Origin of the sequence: Pseudoalteromonas piratica (genome assembly GCF_000788395.1) — a bacterium.
GTDB lineage: Bacteria > Pseudomonadota > Gammaproteobacteria > Enterobacterales > Alteromonadaceae > Pseudoalteromonas > Pseudoalteromonas piratica.
In genome coordinates, this window is sequence record NZ_CP009888.1 from 1,993,897 (window position 1) to 2,010,273 (window position 16,377).

Annotated in this window: 15 protein-coding genes; 9 read left to right on the top strand and 6 right to left on the bottom strand. The window is 42.3% G+C overall.

What is annotated here, in order from left to right; translation table 11 throughout:
• Nucleotides 1–3: 3 nt before the first annotated feature.
• The 3 genes from OM33_RS09310 to pabB form a co-directional block, all read right to left on the bottom strand.
• Entirely contained in the window at nt 4–1,380 is a 1,377-nt protein-coding gene (locus OM33_RS09310) for an L-serine ammonia-lyase (protein ID WP_038641105.1), read from the bottom strand.
• Between the two features lie 95 nt (nt 1,381–1,475).
• Nucleotides 1,476–2,048, bottom strand: coding sequence for an NUDIX hydrolase (locus tag OM33_RS09315; RefSeq protein WP_038641108.1), 573 nt, complete (start codon nt 2,046–2,048; stop codon nt 1,476–1,478).
• A gap of 20 nt (nt 2,049–2,068) precedes the next feature.
• A complete protein-coding gene (gene pabB / locus OM33_RS09320; RefSeq protein WP_038641110.1) occupies nt 2,069–3,424 on the bottom strand; it encodes an aminodeoxychorismate synthase component I in 1,356 nt (451 codons plus the stop codon).
• Nucleotides 3,425–3,580: 156 nt separating this feature from the next.
• Between pabB and OM33_RS09325 the strand changes: the two genes are divergently transcribed.
• From OM33_RS09325 to OM33_RS09335, 3 genes are all read left to right on the top strand, one after another.
• Nucleotides 3,581–5,107 (top strand): fumarate hydratase, encoded by a 1,527-nt coding sequence (locus OM33_RS09325; RefSeq protein WP_038641112.1) that lies wholly within the window; start codon nt 3,581–3,583, stop codon nt 5,105–5,107.
• Between the two features lie 449 nt (nt 5,108–5,556).
• Nucleotides 5,557–6,597 carry a Leu/Phe/Val dehydrogenase gene (locus OM33_RS09330; protein ID WP_010560366.1) on the top strand — a complete coding sequence of 347 codons (1,041 nt, stop codon included), beginning with the start codon at nt 5,557–5,559 and terminating at the stop codon, nt 6,595–6,597.
• Between the two features lie 106 nt (nt 6,598–6,703).
• Nucleotides 6,704–7,351: a CatA-like O-acetyltransferase gene (locus tag OM33_RS09335; protein ID WP_038641114.1), complete on the top strand. Its 648-nt coding sequence runs from the start codon at nt 6,704–6,706 to the stop codon at nt 7,349–7,351.
• 21 nt (nt 7,352–7,372) lie between these two features.
• Here the strand turns inward: OM33_RS09335 and OM33_RS09340 are convergent, their stop codons facing one another.
• A complete protein-coding gene (locus OM33_RS09340) occupies nt 7,373–9,739 on the bottom strand; it encodes a helicase-related protein (protein ID WP_038641115.1) in 2,367 nt (788 codons plus the stop codon).
• A gap of 65 nt (nt 9,740–9,804) precedes the next feature.
• Between OM33_RS09340 and OM33_RS09345 the strand changes: the two genes are divergently transcribed.
• Nucleotides 9,805–10,752: a TRM11 family SAM-dependent methyltransferase gene (locus OM33_RS09345; RefSeq protein WP_038641117.1), complete on the top strand. Its 948-nt coding sequence runs from the start codon at nt 9,805–9,807 to the stop codon at nt 10,750–10,752.
• Nucleotides 10,753–10,815: 63 nt separating this feature from the next.
• A complete protein-coding gene (locus OM33_RS09350; protein ID WP_038641119.1) occupies nt 10,816–11,637 on the top strand; it encodes a M90 family metallopeptidase in 822 nt (273 codons plus the stop codon).
• 141 nt (nt 11,638–11,778) lie between these two features.
• On the opposite strand, the gene OM33_RS09355 is transcribed toward OM33_RS09350, so the two are convergent.
• Nucleotides 11,779–12,690, bottom strand: coding sequence for a LysR substrate-binding domain-containing protein (locus OM33_RS09355; protein ID WP_038641121.1), 912 nt, complete (start codon nt 12,688–12,690; stop codon nt 11,779–11,781).
• Between the two features lie 141 nt (nt 12,691–12,831).
• Between OM33_RS09355 and OM33_RS09360 the strand changes: the two genes are divergently transcribed.
• The 3 genes from OM33_RS09360 to OM33_RS09370 are packed head-to-tail and all read left to right on the top strand — an operon-like array spanning nt 12,832 to nt 14,990.
• On the top strand, nt 12,832–13,284 hold the full coding sequence (locus tag OM33_RS09360; RefSeq protein ID WP_038641124.1) for a DoxX family protein: 453 nt from the start codon (nt 12,832–12,834) through the stop codon (nt 13,282–13,284).
• Nucleotides 13,285–13,300: 16 nt separating this feature from the next.
• Nucleotides 13,301–13,999, top strand: coding sequence for a pirin family protein (locus OM33_RS09365; protein ID WP_038641126.1), 699 nt, complete (start codon nt 13,301–13,303; stop codon nt 13,997–13,999).
• Between the two features lie 10 nt (nt 14,000–14,009).
• Complete coding sequence (locus OM33_RS09370) at nt 14,010–14,990, top strand: glutathione S-transferase family protein (RefSeq protein ID WP_038641127.1); 981 nt, start codon at nt 14,010–14,012, stop codon at nt 14,988–14,990.
• Between the two features lie 74 nt (nt 14,991–15,064).
• Here the strand turns inward: OM33_RS09370 and OM33_RS09375 are convergent, their stop codons facing one another.
• Entirely contained in the window at nt 15,065–15,457 is a 393-nt protein-coding gene (locus OM33_RS09375; RefSeq protein WP_038641129.1) for a hypothetical protein, read from the bottom strand.
• Between the two features lie 152 nt (nt 15,458–15,609).
• Here OM33_RS09375 and OM33_RS09380 point away from each other — a divergent pair, with 152 nt between their 5' ends.
• Nucleotides 15,610–16,365, top strand: a complete 756-nt coding sequence (locus tag OM33_RS09380; RefSeq protein ID WP_038641130.1) for a Nif3-like dinuclear metal center hexameric protein — start codon at nt 15,610–15,612, stop codon at nt 16,363–16,365.
• Nucleotides 16,366–16,377: the final 12 nt, after the last annotated feature.

Genomic DNA, 16,377 nt, shown 5'->3' on the forward strand with positions numbered 1-16,377 from the left:
TGATTAACATTCAATAATGTTAACCGCTAAACCGCCTCGGGCAGTTTCTTTATATTTGGTTTTCATATCATTACCCGTATCCCACATGGTTTTGATTACTTTATCAAGGGATACTTTTTGTTCACCAGAGCCGCGCATTGCAAGACGAGATGCATTAATTGCTTTCACAGCACCCATCGCATTTCGCTCAATACACGGTACCTGTACAAGGCCACCAACCGGATCACAGGTTAATCCCAGGTTGTGCTCCATACCAATTTCAGCGGCATTTTCAACTTTCTCAACATTGCCGCCTAAAATTTCAGTGAGTGCGCCCGCAGCCATTGAGCAAGCAACGCCCACTTCACCTTGACAGCCTACTTCTGCACCTGAAATTGATGCGTTCTTTTTGTAAAGAATACCAATCGCAGCAGCGGTTAGCAGGTAACGCGTTGCAATGTCTTTATCTACTTCTTTAATGAATGTGTGGTAGTACATTAGCACCGCTGGAAGTATGCCTGCTGCACCGTTTGTCGGCGCGGTAACAACACGACCGCCAGCAGCATTTTCTTCATTTACCGCAAGGGCAAATAAATCAACCCATTCCATTGCACGCAGCGGATCGTTATGTGTTTCAATGTTCAGTTGACGGTGCAGACTCGGTGCACGACGCTTTACTTTTAAACCGCCCGGTAAAATACCTTCAGTGCGCATACCGCGCTCAACGCACGCTTTCATCACAAGCCAAATATTGTATAGCTCGTCTGTGATCTCGCTCTCTGTTTTAAGGGTTTTTTCGTTTGCCATCATTAGGGCTGGCACACTTAAACCGTGCTCTTTACACTGCGCCATTAACTCTGCCCCCGTATCAAATGGGTATGGTGCAGGGTTTTCTTCGCGAATTGTTAGTGCAGCTTGCTTTTCTTTTTCGAAATCTTCGTCGCGAACAATAAAGCCGCCACCGATAGAATAGAAAATCTCGCTGAAAACACATTCTTCGCCGTTAAATGCTTGTAGTTCCATTGCATTTGAATGCTTTGGCAAGGTCTTACGACGGTGGAATACGATAGCGTCTTTTTTGGGAAATGCCGCAGCATGGCTTTGATCAAGATAGATAGTTTCTTCTTTTTCGATTTTATCTAAAATGCTTGGTACCAGATCGGCATCAATGGTTTCTGGATCGTAACCAGCAAGGCCTAAAATAACTGCTTTACCCGAACCATGACCAATACCCGTTTGTCCGAGTGAGCCAAACAATTCACAGCGAACACTGGTTACTTGCTCTAATAGCGCTTGCTCTTGTAATGACTTTACAAACAGTCTTGAAGCGCGCATCGGGCCCACAGTATGTGATGAGGAAGGACCAATGCCGATACTAAACATATCGAATGCACTTATCATACGAATATCTCTTACTTAATCTTTGAACGGCCGGATATCATAACTCTAATTTATAATCATGTTAACTTTAATTAGTATGATTAATGCTTATGTGCTTAATTTAGATGTTTAATCAAATTGCGAATGATTTGCGCGGTGGCACCCCAAAGCAAGCCGTATTCAGTTTGAAACCCAGTTAGAGTATAGGCAGAAAACTGACGTGTGAATTGAATATCTTGCCAATTTTTTTGATCTATAAGCTGTGACAGCGGAAGATAAAATGCACTGGCGACTTCATTGGTTGCTAGTAGCAAATTGGGTTTTTCGGGAAGTAGGGCAATGTAGGGTTTTATTTCAAATCCGGTGAGCGTCCAATAACTGTCCATATCACCAATTACATGGTTATCGTCCACCTCAATGCCAATTTCCTCAAAGGTTTCACGCAACGCTGTGGTAAGTAAGTTGGCGTCAGAATCTTCAAATTTACCACCGGGAAAGCAAATTTGCCCTGGGTGATGCTTTAAATAGTCAGGACGTTTACACAGCAATAGATGAATTTCACCGCTTACATTAACCAGCGGCACCAATACAGCGCTTTGCTTAGCAATATTGCGCATTTGTATTGGAAAGCCAACGTCATTGCTTGGCTGCTGAATATGGAAACGGGCTAGAAATTCACTTAACTGCATAACACGTCCTAAGCGAGCATTTATTCAAGTACAGGTAAAATACGATTTACCTTATCGTATGTTTCTTGCAGCTCAGACTCAAGGGTTGAATCGGCAACCACGCCACCGCCAGCCCAGCAATAAATTTTACCTTTTTCACAAACCAAGGTACGAATGGTTATGCTAGTATCCATGGTGCCACAGGCAGAAATATAGCCAATTGAGCCACAATAGATTGAGCGGCGGTGAGGTTCTAATTCTTCAATAATTTCCATTGCTCGGATTTTGGGTGCGCCAGTTATCGAGCCACCGGGAAATGCTGCTTTTAATTGATCAATCGAGTTGTAACCGTCAGCAAGGGTAGATGTAACCGTTGATACTAAATGATGCACTGCGTTAAAGCTTTCAATATCAAAGAGCTTAGGCACTTCAACGGTACCCGGCTTAGCTACTTTGCCTAAATCGTTTCTCAGTAAATCAACAATCATCACGTTTTCAGCGCGATCTTTGGTTGAATTTGCAAGGCGTGCTTTATTATCATCATCAATATGTGCATCTTGACTGCGTGGCACTGTGCCTTTAATCGGCTTAGTTTCAACCTGACGCTCTTTTACCTGAATAAAACGTTCAGGCGAAAGTGAGAGTATTTGTTGCTCTCCGGTATTAATATAAGCCGAAAAGGGCGCTTGGTTAGCACTTCGCAACTTACAATAGGCAAGCCAAGGGTTACCAGTAAAGCTCGCATCAAAGCGCTGTGCCAAATTTATTTGGTAGCAATCGCCGCTTTTTAAGTATTCCTGCACTTTATTAAAACGCTCACCATAACAGCCTTTACTCAGGTTTGATTGCCACTTAGTTGTTAAGGCAAAGGGTTTACGCTCGCCTTCAGCGCCTGTAAGCGGTGCAAGGTAATTATTAAGCCGTGTTTCGCTATCGCAACATGGTTGCGCGATATAAAACCACTGGTTTTCGTGATGATCAAATATCAGGGCGTCGGGGTAAATACCCACGAGCATTTGGCCTAAATCGATATCGTTTTTCGCAATTTCTGGCATCACTTCGATTGAGCGGCCTAAATCGTAACTGAACAAACCTAATGCGCCGCCTGAAAACGGTAAATCAAATGGGGCTTTGTCTTTTACGAATGGGCTTATTGCGTTGTGTATTGCACTAAACCCATCACACTCAGCTTGGATATTATCAACAAAAGTCACATTGTTTTTTACTTCAATCAGTGAAATGGGATCAATAACAATAATGTCAAAGCGGTTATTTGGGTGTGCTGGGTTTGCCGAATCTAAGAAAATGGCATACTGCAAATCTGCAAAAAAACTAAAAACGTGCTCGCTAGTTAGCGCTAAGTCTAATTTTTTGCATATTAATTGTTCATTTATCATTAACTTTAACTACCAGACTGGTCGCAAACGAGTTGGGAGGTTATTATACATGCATAGTTTAACGAATTACTGCACAGATTGCATGAGTAAGCTGTGTTTGACACTATTCACACTGTAAACATTTGCCACCGTCACGGCATATAATAAGGATACATAATGAGCACTATCCGTCAGCAAGACTTTATTGACAGCATCGAAGATGCATTGCAATACATTTCGTTTTATCACCCATTAGATTTCGTACAAGCGCTTGATAAAGCGTACCAAAAAGAAGAAAGCAAAGCGGCTAAAGATGCGATTGCACAAATCTTAATTAACTCGCGTATGTCGGCAGAAGGTAAGCGCCCACTGTGTCAAGATACGGGTATTGTAACGTGTTTCGTTAAAGTGGGTATGGACGTTAAATGGGATAAAACCGATCTGACGGTTCAGCAAATGGTTGATGAAGGCACACGCCGCGCATACCTTAATCCAGATAACCCACTGCGTGCTTCAATCGTAGCAGACCCAGCAGGCAGCCGTAAAAACACTAAAGATAACACACCGTCAGTTGTGCATATCGACATGGTGCCAGGCGCTGAAGTTGAAGTAATGATTGCTGCTAAGGGCGGCGGCTCTGAAAACAAAACTAAAATGGTTATGCTTAACCCATCAGATGATGTAGCAGCTTGGGTTGAAAAGACGCTACCAACAATGGGTGCGGGCTGGTGTCCACCTGGCATGTTAGGTATAGGTATTGGTGGTACAGCTGAAAAAGCAGCGGTACTTGCAAAAGAATCACTGATGGATCCGGTCGATATTCATGAGTTAATGGAGCGCGGCGCGGAAACAGCGGAAGAGAAGCTTCGTTTAGAGATTTTTGAGCGCGCAAATAAAACAGGTATTGGCGCACAAGGCCTTGGTGGTTTAACTACCGTTGTTGATATTAAAATCAAAACAGCACCAACACACGCGGCATCTAAGCCTGTTGTGATGATCCCTAACTGTGCGGCAACGCGTCACGTTCACTTCACATTAGATGGTACAGGCCCTGCTGATCTTAAAGCGCCTAAGCTAGAAGATTGGCCAGAAGTAACATTTGAAGTAGGTGAAGACACACGCCGTGTTAACCTTGATACTTTAACAAAAGAAGACACAGCCGATTGGAAAATGGGCGAAACCGTACTGTTAAGCGGTAAAATCTTAACTGGTCGTGACGCTGCGCATAAGCGTTTACAAGACATGATTAATTCAGGTGAAGGCTTACCTGAAGGTGTTGATTTCACCAATAAATTTATCTACTACGTAGGCCCGGTAGATGCAGTAGGCGACGAAGCAGTAGGTCCTGCGGGTCCGACAACGGCAACGCGTATGGATAAATTTACTGACTTAATGCTTGAGAACACTGGCATTGTAGGCATGATTGGTAAAGCAGAGCGCGGCCCAGCAACAGTTGAATCAATCAAAAACAACAAGTCAATTTACCTAATGGCAGTGGGCGGTGCAGCGTACTTAGTATCAAAAGCAATTAAGAAAGCAAAAGTTGTTGCGTTTGAAGACTTAGGTATGGAAGCAATCTACGAATTTGAAGTAGAAGATATGCCAGTAACCGTTGCGGTAGATAGCGAAGGTAACAACGCGCACAGCGCAGGCCCTGCAATCTGGAAAGCAAAAATTGAAGAGCTAGACGCAAAACTAAAATAATTTTTGGTTGAGCAACAAGTTTAACAAAGTAAAAGGGCGCTTATGCGCTCTTTTTTTATTGCATCGCTCTAGAGTTTAACTGATAAAAACGATTGGAAATTATGCTTGAGCAGTATTTGCACATTGATTAAGCTCTGAACCCTGTAATTTCTTCTTTACGCTCTCCCATCTTACTGGCTTATCGCTTACGTAAACGTCAATCTACAATTTAAATATTAGCGGATCTTTGCGATATTTTGCTTGGAATAGCGCTGTAATTGCATTGTTTATCGTTATGTAAGTGTTAAATGGAATTGAATATGTTTAATTGTAAGTTTAACTGGGTTGTTCATCTAAAATTGTAGTCTTGATGAAAGGATAATGTTAGAGTCGGTGCAAACCAAGAATAACCCGTTCATTTAACGCCATACTTATTATATGCGTTAAACATTTACAAGTTGGAGAGTCGTGTGACTGTTTTTAATCGTACTGAATTTGATAACCACGAAAACGTTGTTTTTTGTGCAGACAAAGAAACTGGCTTAAAAGCAATTATTGCTGTACACAGCACTAAATTAGGCCCAGCAGTGGGTGGTTGTCGTTTATGGGATTACGCAAGTGACGAAGATGCAGTATACGATGTACTGCGTTTATCAAAAGGCATGACATATAAGAATGCTGTTGCGCGCTTACCATTCGGTGGCGGTAAATCGGTAATCATCGGTAACGCTAAAGAAATCAAATCAGATGCATTATTTAAAGCGTTTGGTCGTCATTTAGAGCGTTTAGGTGGTAGCTACTACTCAGCAGAAGACGTAAACATCACCTGTGATGACGTTGCAGTAATGAATACTGAAACAAACTATGTGCTTGGCCTTGAAGGTAAGAGCGGTAATCCATCACCATTTACAGCATTAGGCACGTTCTTAGGTATTAAAGCGGCTTACCAGCACAAGCACGGTCATCAAGACTTAGCGGGCGTAAAAGTGTCAGTACAAGGCCTTGGCGCGGTTTCTTATACACTGTGCAAATACCTACACGAAGCAGGTGCTGAGCTGTTTGTAACAGACATCAACGAAGAGCGTGTTAGCCGTGTAGTAAACGACTTTAACGCAACTGCAGTTAACATTGACGAAATCTACGACCTAGATGTTGATGTATACGCGCCGTGTGCACTGGGTGCAACAATCAATGATGAGACGATTCCTCGCATTAAAGCAGGCATTATCGCCGGGTGTGCGAATAACCAGCTTGCAGAGCCACGCCACGGTGAAATTATTCGTGAAAAAGGCATTTTATACGCGCCAGATTACGTGATTAACGCAGGTGGTATCATTAACGTTTACTACGAAACGGCGCCAGAAGGTTACAGTGCAGAAGCTGCAACTAAGCACGTTGAAGGTATTTTCGATACACTTAGCGAAATCTTCAAGCGCTCTGAAGACGAGCAAAAGTCAACGCATATCATTGCAGACGAACTAGCACAAGAAATCATCGAAAACGGTTTGTAATTTACCCGTTTGTTACTTGTAAAAAAACGAGTAAAAGAATGAGCTTGAAAGTTCATGCTATGCTCGGTAAGGTGCCCGCAATTGCGGGCATTTTTATTTTAAGATTATGGCAACTCAAATCGACCTTTCTACTTGGCAACGTGCCGAACACTTTTCATTTTTTAAAGACTTAGCAAACCCGTATTTTTCGGTCTGTGTGCGTATAGATGCGGGTGAATTGTTTGCTGCATGTAAGCAAAGTGGTCAGTCTTTCTATTTAGCTTGCCTTTACGCCTTGCTGCGTGCCAATAATAGCTATCAACCCGTTTGTCATCGTATTGATAACAACCAAGTATGGTTGTGCGATAAAATTGAAATCAACGCGGTGCAATTAGATGAGCAAAACCTCTTTAAAATTTCGTACTTACCTTATGCGGAAGGCTTTGCTGACTTTAGTGAAAAAGGCAAAATTGCATTTGAAACAGCAATAAGTCAGCCATTTTTCTCAGAGCAATTCAACTCAATAGAAGGGCGCCTTAACTGTATTCATGTGTCGGTGTTACCTTGGCTTGATTTTACTGGCTTTTCTCACGCGACACCGTTTGGTGAGCAAAATGGCATTCCCAAATATGTGTTTGGTAAATTCGATATACAACTTGGCACCATGCCACTCAATATTGATGTACACCACGGCTTAATGGACGGCTTTCATGTTGCGCAGTTTGTTAATGTGCTACAGCAAGAAATGGCAGCACTTGCTAAAAGCTTAAGGTGAATTTAGTTAATCAAAACCCAGTTATTTAATATCCACCAATTTACTGGCGCGGCGATATTGTATTTTTGCGCCATTAAAGTTAGGTAGTTCCCACTTTTTAGGTGCTTCAACTCGTTTGCCACTCATGTAATGAAGCACCACGCGTTTTGCGCTAATAAAGTATTCCACTCTGAGTTGTTGCTGTGGCAACACCACTGTTAGCGGGTACAGCTCACAAAATTGCTGCCATGTGTAGTCATCAACTAAGCCATAGGCAAAATCACTGTTATCAAGAAGTGCCAGCTCATCAAGCGAGCTTATTTCTAAATCACTTAATACTTGTGCGATATGTTTGTGTGGTGCTAATAATTGCCAGTCGGTGCTGTGTACGTTTTGGTATAGACAAAGTTGCTGGAATTCCTGTGTTAATTTTTCAAAAAGCGATTCACAAAGTGCACCAGTTTCAATTAGGTTAACGGTGGCGGCAATAAATTCATGGCTTTTAATTACATCGCTAAACGATTTTAAAGATGTGCCTGCGTAGTGGTATTGGTAATTGCCAAGCAGTTCATTTTGCTCAGTAATCTCAGAGGAGCATAGCTTTGCTTCACCTAAGTCATTATCAATAATAATGCTGGTGGTGATGGGGCTTACCTTGGTTGCCAGTGTTTTGCGGTCTTTTACTGCACGCCCAGCAAGGCTGTAGGTTTTAAGTACTAACAAGGCGTCGGGTTCATTACTTAAGTAGCTGTCTTTAGCAATCACCACTTCTTGCTGACCATTGTTGTAACTACCACGGCGATTTTGCTTTTTTATATACACGCAGCTAGGCAGCAAGGCGGCAATAGCGTGTTGCAATTCAGTGATGTTGTAACTGGCGTATTTACTAAGCTCGGGTAAGTCGAAATGGCTGCGCAGCTGGCTGGCAAATTGCTTTGCCTCAATCAGGGCGTTTTCTTCTGCGCTGATATACTCTAAAAACTGGCCGCGCACTAAGCCAATGAGCAAGCTAAAGTCACAGAGGTTCGGAAAGTCATTTTCTAATTGCAGGAACTTTTCTGCATTCTTATCTAGAGTGTACAGTTTGGCTGGCACGCTTAGGGCACCTGCAAGGTCGGCCATTGCCTGCTTTAGGCGGTTATTCGGCATGCTTGCCACTAAATGGGAAAGCGAAACGTCAATGGGCAGTGGCGCAAGGGCTTTACCATAGTCAGTTGCAATACCCGCATCGTTAATGGCATTGATGGATTTAAGCGTTGAAAACGCTAAATCATGGGCTTGTTGTGATAGTGGATTGATAAAGCGTAAATTGCCAAGAGCATTATTATTTGCCGCGGCTGCCAACATCATATCTGTTAAATTTTCACGTTGGATTTCAGGTGGTGTATGGGCTTCAAGCGGTGCATGTTGACCAAACAAGGCTAAGTAAACACCTTGTTTAATGCGCCCAGCGCGACCGCGGCGTTGTAGTTTGGAGTCATTGGCAATCGCAGTTAAATCCAATACACTTTGGCCGTTACGAATATGCGTGCGGCGTTCAAGTCCCGAATCAATCACCACATCAACACCGGGTATGGTTAAAGATGTTTCTGCCACGTTAGTCGCTAAAATAAGGCGGCGTTTATCCCCTTGTTGCAAAGCGCGTTTTTGCTCGCTGATGGGGCTTGCACCATGCAAGGTGATTATATCGAATTGGTTGTTCAATCGTGCCCGCAAATAACTGGCACACAGTTGAATTTCCCCTTTGCCAGGTAAAAATGCCAATACATCTTGGCTGCCAAGTTGATACGCTTTTTCAGCGGCAAATGCCATGCGCTCAGTGAGGTTGTCTTTATGTGGCATATCACGCATAGCGGGGGCAAGGTAATGCTCATCTACTGGGAACACCTTACCTTCGGCATGTAAATGCGTGCCTTGGCAATAGTTAATGAGTTGCTCAGCGTTTAATGTGGCAGAGGTGATCACCAGCTGATAGGGCTGATTGCTGGTTTTATTATGCTCAAGCAGTAAAGCCAGCAGTAAATCGGTATCCCAGCGGCGCTCATGAAACTCATCGAGCATAATGGTATTGAAATCGTTTAATAACCCTTCATTTAACCAGCGCAGTGCCACACCCGGGGTAACAAACACTATTTCGCTGTTGTCGTTTGCTTGTATTTCAAAGCGAATGGCATAACCCACTTTTTCGCCAAGGGGTGTTTGCATTTCGTTTGCGACGCGCTCGGCAAGGCTAGTACATGCAATACGCCTTGGCTCAATGACCAATACTTTGCCTGTGTGTGTGCACCATTGTGGCAATTGGGTCGATTTACCCGTACCCGTGTTGGCGCTCACAATAATCGGTTGATAGCTATTGTTGTTGCCAATATGGGCTAAAAAATCGGTTTTAATCTGGTTGATTGGTAGCATGCGTTTATTTCTTTGTCCGAGTCGCGATATAATTGACAGTATTATTTGTCTATTAGGATAATGTTTTGAAAGACATTGCGATTTTGATATCACCTGTTGCAAACGGTGCTTATTTTAACGAAACCATCGATATTGCACAAAAAGAGTTTAAACAGTGTATTGGCGAGTATGATCTGACACTAAACGAGATTGGTGGCATGCAATTTTTGCAAACCCAACTGCCAGAGCAAAAACTTGAGGCGCTAGCTCGTTTATCATTTGTACAAGGCATTTTTAGCTATGATTCGGGCACATTAACACCGCTATCGCTAAATACAGATTTTAACTTACACAGTGATTTTGTATTTGGTAGCAAGTACAAAGGCAAAACTAATGAAATTTTAACGCAGTTGCTGCTCAATGTGGGTTTAAGTTTCTGTAAAGAAAAAGACGTCAGCAAGATTAAATTGCTCGACCCTATGTGCGGGCGCGGCACCACTTTAATGTGGGCAATGCGTTATGGCATTAAGTCAAAAGGCATTGAGCAAGATCCTAATGCGGTATTGGACTTTAGAACCTTTGCCAAAAAATGGACTAAGCTTCACCGCCAAAAGCACGAGCTAAAAGAAGGCTTTATTGGTAAAGCCAATAAACAAAACAAGGGTAAGTTTATTGACTTTACTGCTAATGGCGTTAATACCCGTATAATTAATGGTAATGCTACGACCGCGTGTGATTTATTAAAACGTGAAAAGCAGCATTTAATCATTAGTGATATTCCCTACGGTGTACAGCACTTTACGACTGAAAAAACCCGTAACCCGATTGCTGTGTTAGAAGAATGTGCACCGCAATGGGCCGATTTACTGCACAAAGACGGTATTTGCGTTATTGCGTTTAATAAGTACATTCCAAAACGCAAAGAGCTAATTGCGGTTTTTGAAGCGGCAGGCCTTAGCGCGCTTGAGTTTGAAGCGCCACATCGCATGAGCGAATCAATTTTCCGTGACGTTGTTGTTTTAAGAAAGAACTAAAAAATATATTCCCTGCCTTGAACAATACCATGCTTCACCCAATTAAATAGAGAAGGGGGAAGCATGGACTTCATATTAATATTTCTTACCCTAGTATTTATCGTTGTTTATTGGCATTTCGATAAGCTACGCAATATTTACTGGGAACATAAACTAAAAGATCGCACATTAAGCGAGAGCGATCGCAATGTATTACTCAAGTACATGCCGATTTATCGCCGAATGACAGATAGCGAACGCGCACGATTAGAAAAACACATCATCTGGTTTTTAGCGACCAAAGACTTTTTAGGGCGCGATGGCCTAGTGGTAAACCACGCAATGAAGTTGATTGTTGCGGCCGATGCTTGTGTCTTGGTGCTAAATAAACCTTGGCCGCTTTATAAAAATGTAAAGCAAATTTTGCTTTACCCAAGCGCCTATTATGCAAATTCAGAAAGCCGAGATGGCGCAGGCCTTGTAAGTTTTCACCAAACGGTTAGGCAAGGGGAGTCGTGGCCCGGAGGGACTTTGGTGCTTTCATGGCATGATGTACTTAACGGTAACCGTTTACCAAACGATGGCCACAATTTAGTTTTTCATGAGTTTGCCCATCAACTCGATCAAGAAACTGGTGCAACAACAGGCACGCCACTGTTAAAAGACAAACTCACCTATGAAAGTTGGGGACGAGAATTCTCTCGTGCCTATAATGTGTTAAAAGCGCATGTGGCATATGGCATGCCCCACGTTATTCACAGTTATGGTGCCACCAATGAAGCGGAGTTTTTCGCGGTGATCACCGAAACCTACATTGAAAAACCCAGCGAATTAAAAGCATATGATCCGGTCATTTTTGATCTGTTACTTAATTACTTTGGCTTTGATCCAAGGCGCTGGAACTAATACCAATTTTATTAATCCTTTGATCATTCTAGCGAGTTAAATGACCCATAAACTGCGTTTTAAAATTCTTAAGTAGAACAACTACATGCCGAATTATAAGCCTTGTTTCTGAGCCATTTCTCTGTCGCAATAAATGACCAGCTAATTAATGCAATCGGTATCAATCTGCCAGTTAGCTTGGCATAGCCGTTCAATAAACCATTGAAAGGCTTTGCCTTGATTATCTTTATGCCACGCAATGTATAAGTCTTGTTTTGGTCTTGGAATGGTGCACTCTTTTTGTACTAGCTCGCCGTTTGCAAGATATTGTTTAGCAATATGACTTGGCAAAAATCCCACACCAATACCGGCAAGTTGAGCTGCGAGTTTTGCTTGCATTGAATTAACATTGATTACTTGCTTGGCACTAAATAGCCCGGTACTTCGCTCTGGCAGCAAAGTAGAAGTGTCCGATACCACAATCGCTGGGTAGTGTTTTAGGTTATCGTCGTCCAGTGGTGTAGTAACTTTTGCCAATGGGTGCGATGCTGCCACAGCAAAGATAAAGCTTAGCTCTGCGATTTTGTGGGTGCGATACACGCCTTTTGGCAGTTCGCCTGTTGCACCAATAACAATATCGGCACGCTTACTATGTAGGGCATCCCAGCCGCCACCTAAGGCCTCTACGCTTAGTTGAATATCAACTTGTTCAGGCCGTTTGGTGAACTCTTTTAATAACTCAAAAATGACATCTTCTGGGATCACGGTATCACGGGCGATGCGCAGCCGTTTTTCCCAGCCCGATTCTAATTGGCTTACGGCATCGAGCATTTTGCTGGTGGAATGCAAAATTTGCCTGCCATGTTCTAACACCAGTTTACCTGCGGGGGTAAGTACGGCTCGCTGTTTTGAACGGTCAAACAGTGGCGTGCCAATGTCTTCTTCAAGTTTTTTGATGGTATAGCTGAGCGCCGAAGGAACTTTATAAAGTGACTCAGCTGCGGCGGCAAAACTGCCTTTTTTATCGATAGCATCGAGTGCTTTTAGGGCGTCAATAGTGATGGCTTGATACATAATTCTTTATTCAAAAAATTTGAACTAAGGGTTCAAAATGTTCCGATTTTTTATTGAGTTTAGCATGCTTATACTTAATTTCATCAGTTAAGCAGGTGCTTTAACAAATTAAATAAGTTTAAAATTTTTGAGGAATAAAATATGAAAACACTATTAACAACACTGACATCAAGCACAGCCGGTTACGCAGCACTGGGGTTAAGATTACCTATCGGCATTATTTTTATGGCACATGGCGCGCAAAAATTATTTGCTTGGTTTGGTGGTTATGGCCTTGAGGGCACGGGTGCATGGATGGAATCTATTGGCTTGGCACCTGGCTATTTAATGGCGCTAATGGCAGGCAGTGCGGAGTTTTTTGGCGGTTTATTTATTTTACTTGGCTTATTAACTCGTCCAGCGGCGTTAGCACTTGCAAGCACGATGATTGTTGCAATCTTTACTGTGCATTTTGAAAACGGACTGTTTATGTCTAACAATGGCTATGAGTTTGGCTTAGCATTATTGGCAGCAAGTATTTCTTTGCTGTTCTCGGGTGCGGGTAAAGCCTCACTGGATGCGCTTATTTCAGATAAATTGACACAACACGCTTAATTAGGGGGAAAGTACGATGATCACACTTAGAAAAGCAAATGAGCGCGGCGGCGCTGACTATGGCTGGCTTAAGAGCAAACATACTTTCTCTTTTGCAAATTACTACGACCCAAAACACATGGGCTTTTCAGCCCTTCGTGTTATCAATGATGATGTTGTGGCACCGGGCGCTGGGTTTGATACTCATGGCCACCGTGATATGGAAATTATTAGCTATGTATTGTCAGGCACCATTGAACATAAAGACAGTGCGGGCAATATCAAAACGCTTCCCGCGGGTGAATTTCAATTAATGTCGGCAGGCAAAGGTATTTTTCACAGTGAATACAATGCATCAAATGAAGAAGAACTTAGATTTTTACAAATCTGGATTGAGCCGAATAGTTTTGGCGACAAACCCGGTTATCAACAAAAAGATTTTGGTAAAGAAGTTGGTTTAACGACGATTTTGACGCCAGATGGCGAAAATGGCACGCTTGCGATAAAACAGGATGCAAAGCTACATCAACTGATCCTGGAGCCAAAACAGCAGTATCTATTTGAATCAAATAATGCACATGTGTATGTACATCAAGTTTCAGGCAGCAGTCTAGTGAATGCTATTCAAATTGAAAGTGGTGATGGTGCAAAAGTGTTAGATGAAACTGAATTAGTATTTGAAAACGAATCTAACACCCCAGCGACATTAATTATTTTTGAATTACCACAGGTTTAAGGAGCAGATCATGGGATTATTAGTTGAAGGTAAATGGCACGATAAGTGGTACGACACCAAAAACAGTAAAGGTAAATTCGAACGTGAAGCTGCGCAATTACGTAATTGGGTAACAAAAGACGGTGAAGCAGGTCCTTCAGGTACAAGTGGTTTTGTCGCAGAATCGGGTCGATACCATTTATATGTGTCGCTGGCGTGCCCGTGGGCGCACCGCACCCTTATTTTTCGAGCATTAAAAGGGCTAGAGCAGCATATTTCTGTATCAGTTGTTAGCCCAGATATGCTAGAGCATGGTTGGACATTTGATAAAACAGAGCACAGCACGGGTGATGCATTATTTGATTTTGATTACATGCATCAAATATATACGCGTAATAACGCAAACTACAGCGGCCGTGTTACCGTGCCAGTGCTGTGGGATAAAAAACAAAACTGTATCGTCAGCAATGAGTCGTCAGAGATTATTCGCATGTTTAATACCGCCTTTAATCATTTAACAGGCAACGAGCATGACTATTACCCTGAACATTTACGTGCTGAAATTGATGAAATTAACGAATTTGTTTATCAGAATATTAACAACGGGGTATACAAAGCAGGTTTTGCGACCACACAAGACGCATATGAAGGGGCGTATAATGCGCTTTTTAATGCGCTTGATAAAGTTGAAGCTATTTTGGCTAAACAGCGCTACTTGGTGGGTACACAAATTACCGAGGCAGACTGGCGTTTGTTCACGACCTTAATTCGTTTTGATGCGGTTTATTTTTCACATTTTAAATGTAATCAACGTATGCTTGAGTCGTATCAGAATATTGCAAATTATATTCGTGAGCTATATCAAGTTAAGGGCGTGGCTGAAACGGTCGACTTTTATCATATTAAACGCCATTACTACTTTAGCCATACCATGATTAACCCCACCCAAGTGGTGCCGGTCGGGCCTAAAGTTGATTATGATGCGGAACATAATCGCGACAGATTGACGTGATGAATTTATTGAAATAAGAGAAATAAAAAAGGCAGCGTAAGCTGCCTTTTTTATATTTAATAACGAATTAGCTATTAAACAACACCACGTGGAAGACGTGTGTCATGGTCACGCTCTGCAAGCTCTTTAATCCAGAACTCTTCAGCGGTAAAACCATCAGTGTTTGGCTTAGTAACTGTGTATTCTTGTTGTTTAGTTGCAGTTACTGGCGTTGCTTTTTTAGTCGCTGCTTTCTTAGCCGGTGCTTTTTTAGCAGCAGGCTTAGCTGGCGCTTCTTCTTTTGCTGCCGGTGCTGCACCAGAAGAAAGTTCTTCTGTTAGCGTTACTAAATCAGCAAGGCGAACGTTTTTACCGCCATCTACACTGTACCAACCACTTTTTGCTGTGATCTCAGGTTTCTTACCATTTGCTGCTTCATACGCTTTTTCAAACGCAGCTAGCACTTCAGTTTTATCGAGTTTACTCATCGTATATCCCGTTTATTTGATACGAAGATTACTGTTAAAAATACATTTATACCTAGTTTCACGCCATTTTTCAATTTTTTGAGAATTTTCTTTATTTTTAGCGGTAGGTTAAGGACAATTCAATGATCAAAAACAACTTATAGGTATGCATAATGCAACTTTCTAAATTGCTCCAAGAATTAGATAGTTTACTCGCCCCCCACAAGGTAAAAGACTTTAGTCCAAACGGCCTTCAAGTAGAAGGAAAAGACACCGTTAGCAAAATTATTACTGGCGTAACAGCAAGCCAAGCGTTAATTGATGTCGCAATAGAGAAAAATGCGGATGCGATTTTGGTTCACCATGGTTATTTTTGGAAAGGCGAAGCCTATCCGATTACGGGCATGAAAAAGCGTCGCATTGGTGCCTTAATCAAAAATGACATCAGCTTAATTGGCTATCATTTGCCAATTGATGTGCACCCAACCCTTGGCAATAATGCCAAACTCGCTGAGTTATTAGATATTGAGTATGAAGCAGGCCTTGATCCTTACAGTGACCCAAGCATTGCAGTGAAAGGGCGCTTAAAAACACCACTGAGCGCTGAAGAGTTTGCCGATAAAATAGAACGCGTGCTCAATCGCAAACCGTTAGTTGAAAGTGTACGTGGCAAGAACATAGAGACCATTGCCTGGTGTACAGGCGGTGGCCAAGGCTATATTGATTTAGCTGCGAGTCAAGGCATTGATGCCTACCTGACGGGTGAAGCATCAGAGCAAACGATACACAGTGCGCGCGAACAAAGTATCGATTTTTTTGCAGCAGGTCATCATGCAACTGAACGTTATGGTGTAAAGGCTGTGGGTGAATATTTAGCGGAAAAATTTGATTTAGACGTTGAATTTATTGATATAGACAATCCAGTTTAATAAAAAAAAGCA

Excerpts from the sequence above, each read along its gene's own strand:
- OM33_RS09360 (WP_038641124.1), top strand. The coding sequence starts at position 12,832 with ATGAAAACACTATTAACAACACTGACATCAAGCACAGCCGGTTACGCA.
- OM33_RS09350 (WP_038641119.1), top strand. The coding sequence starts at position 10,816 with ATGGACTTCATATTAATATTTCTTACCCTAGTATTTATCGTTGTTTAT.
- OM33_RS09310 (WP_038641105.1), bottom strand. The coding sequence starts at position 1,380 with ATGATAAGTGCATTCGATATGTTTAGTATCGGCATTGGTCCTTCCTCA.
- OM33_RS09325 (WP_038641112.1), top strand. The coding sequence starts at position 3,581 with ATGAGCACTATCCGTCAGCAAGACTTTATTGACAGCATCGAAGATGCA.
- pabB (WP_038641110.1), bottom strand. The coding sequence starts at position 3,424 with ATGATAAATGAACAATTAATATGCAAAAAATTAGACTTAGCGCTAACT.
- OM33_RS09370 (WP_038641127.1), top strand. The coding sequence starts at position 14,010 with ATGGGATTATTAGTTGAAGGTAAATGGCACGATAAGTGGTACGACACC.
- OM33_RS09355 (WP_038641121.1), bottom strand. The coding sequence starts at position 12,690 with ATGTATCAAGCCATCACTATTGACGCCCTAAAAGCACTCGATGCTATC.
- OM33_RS09340 (WP_038641115.1), bottom strand. The coding sequence starts at position 9,739 with ATGCTACCAATCAACCAGATTAAAACCGATTTTTTAGCCCATATTGGC.
- OM33_RS09375 (WP_038641129.1), bottom strand. The coding sequence starts at position 15,457 with ATGAGTAAACTCGATAAAACTGAAGTGCTAGCTGCGTTTGAAAAAGCG.
- OM33_RS09365 (WP_038641126.1), top strand. The coding sequence starts at position 13,301 with ATGATCACACTTAGAAAAGCAAATGAGCGCGGCGGCGCTGACTATGGC.
- OM33_RS09335 (WP_038641114.1), top strand. The coding sequence starts at position 6,704 with ATGGCAACTCAAATCGACCTTTCTACTTGGCAACGTGCCGAACACTTT.
- OM33_RS09315 (WP_038641108.1), bottom strand. The coding sequence starts at position 2,048 with ATGCAGTTAAGTGAATTTCTAGCCCGTTTCCATATTCAGCAGCCAAGC.
- OM33_RS09380 (WP_038641130.1), top strand. The coding sequence starts at position 15,610 with ATGCAACTTTCTAAATTGCTCCAAGAATTAGATAGTTTACTCGCCCCC.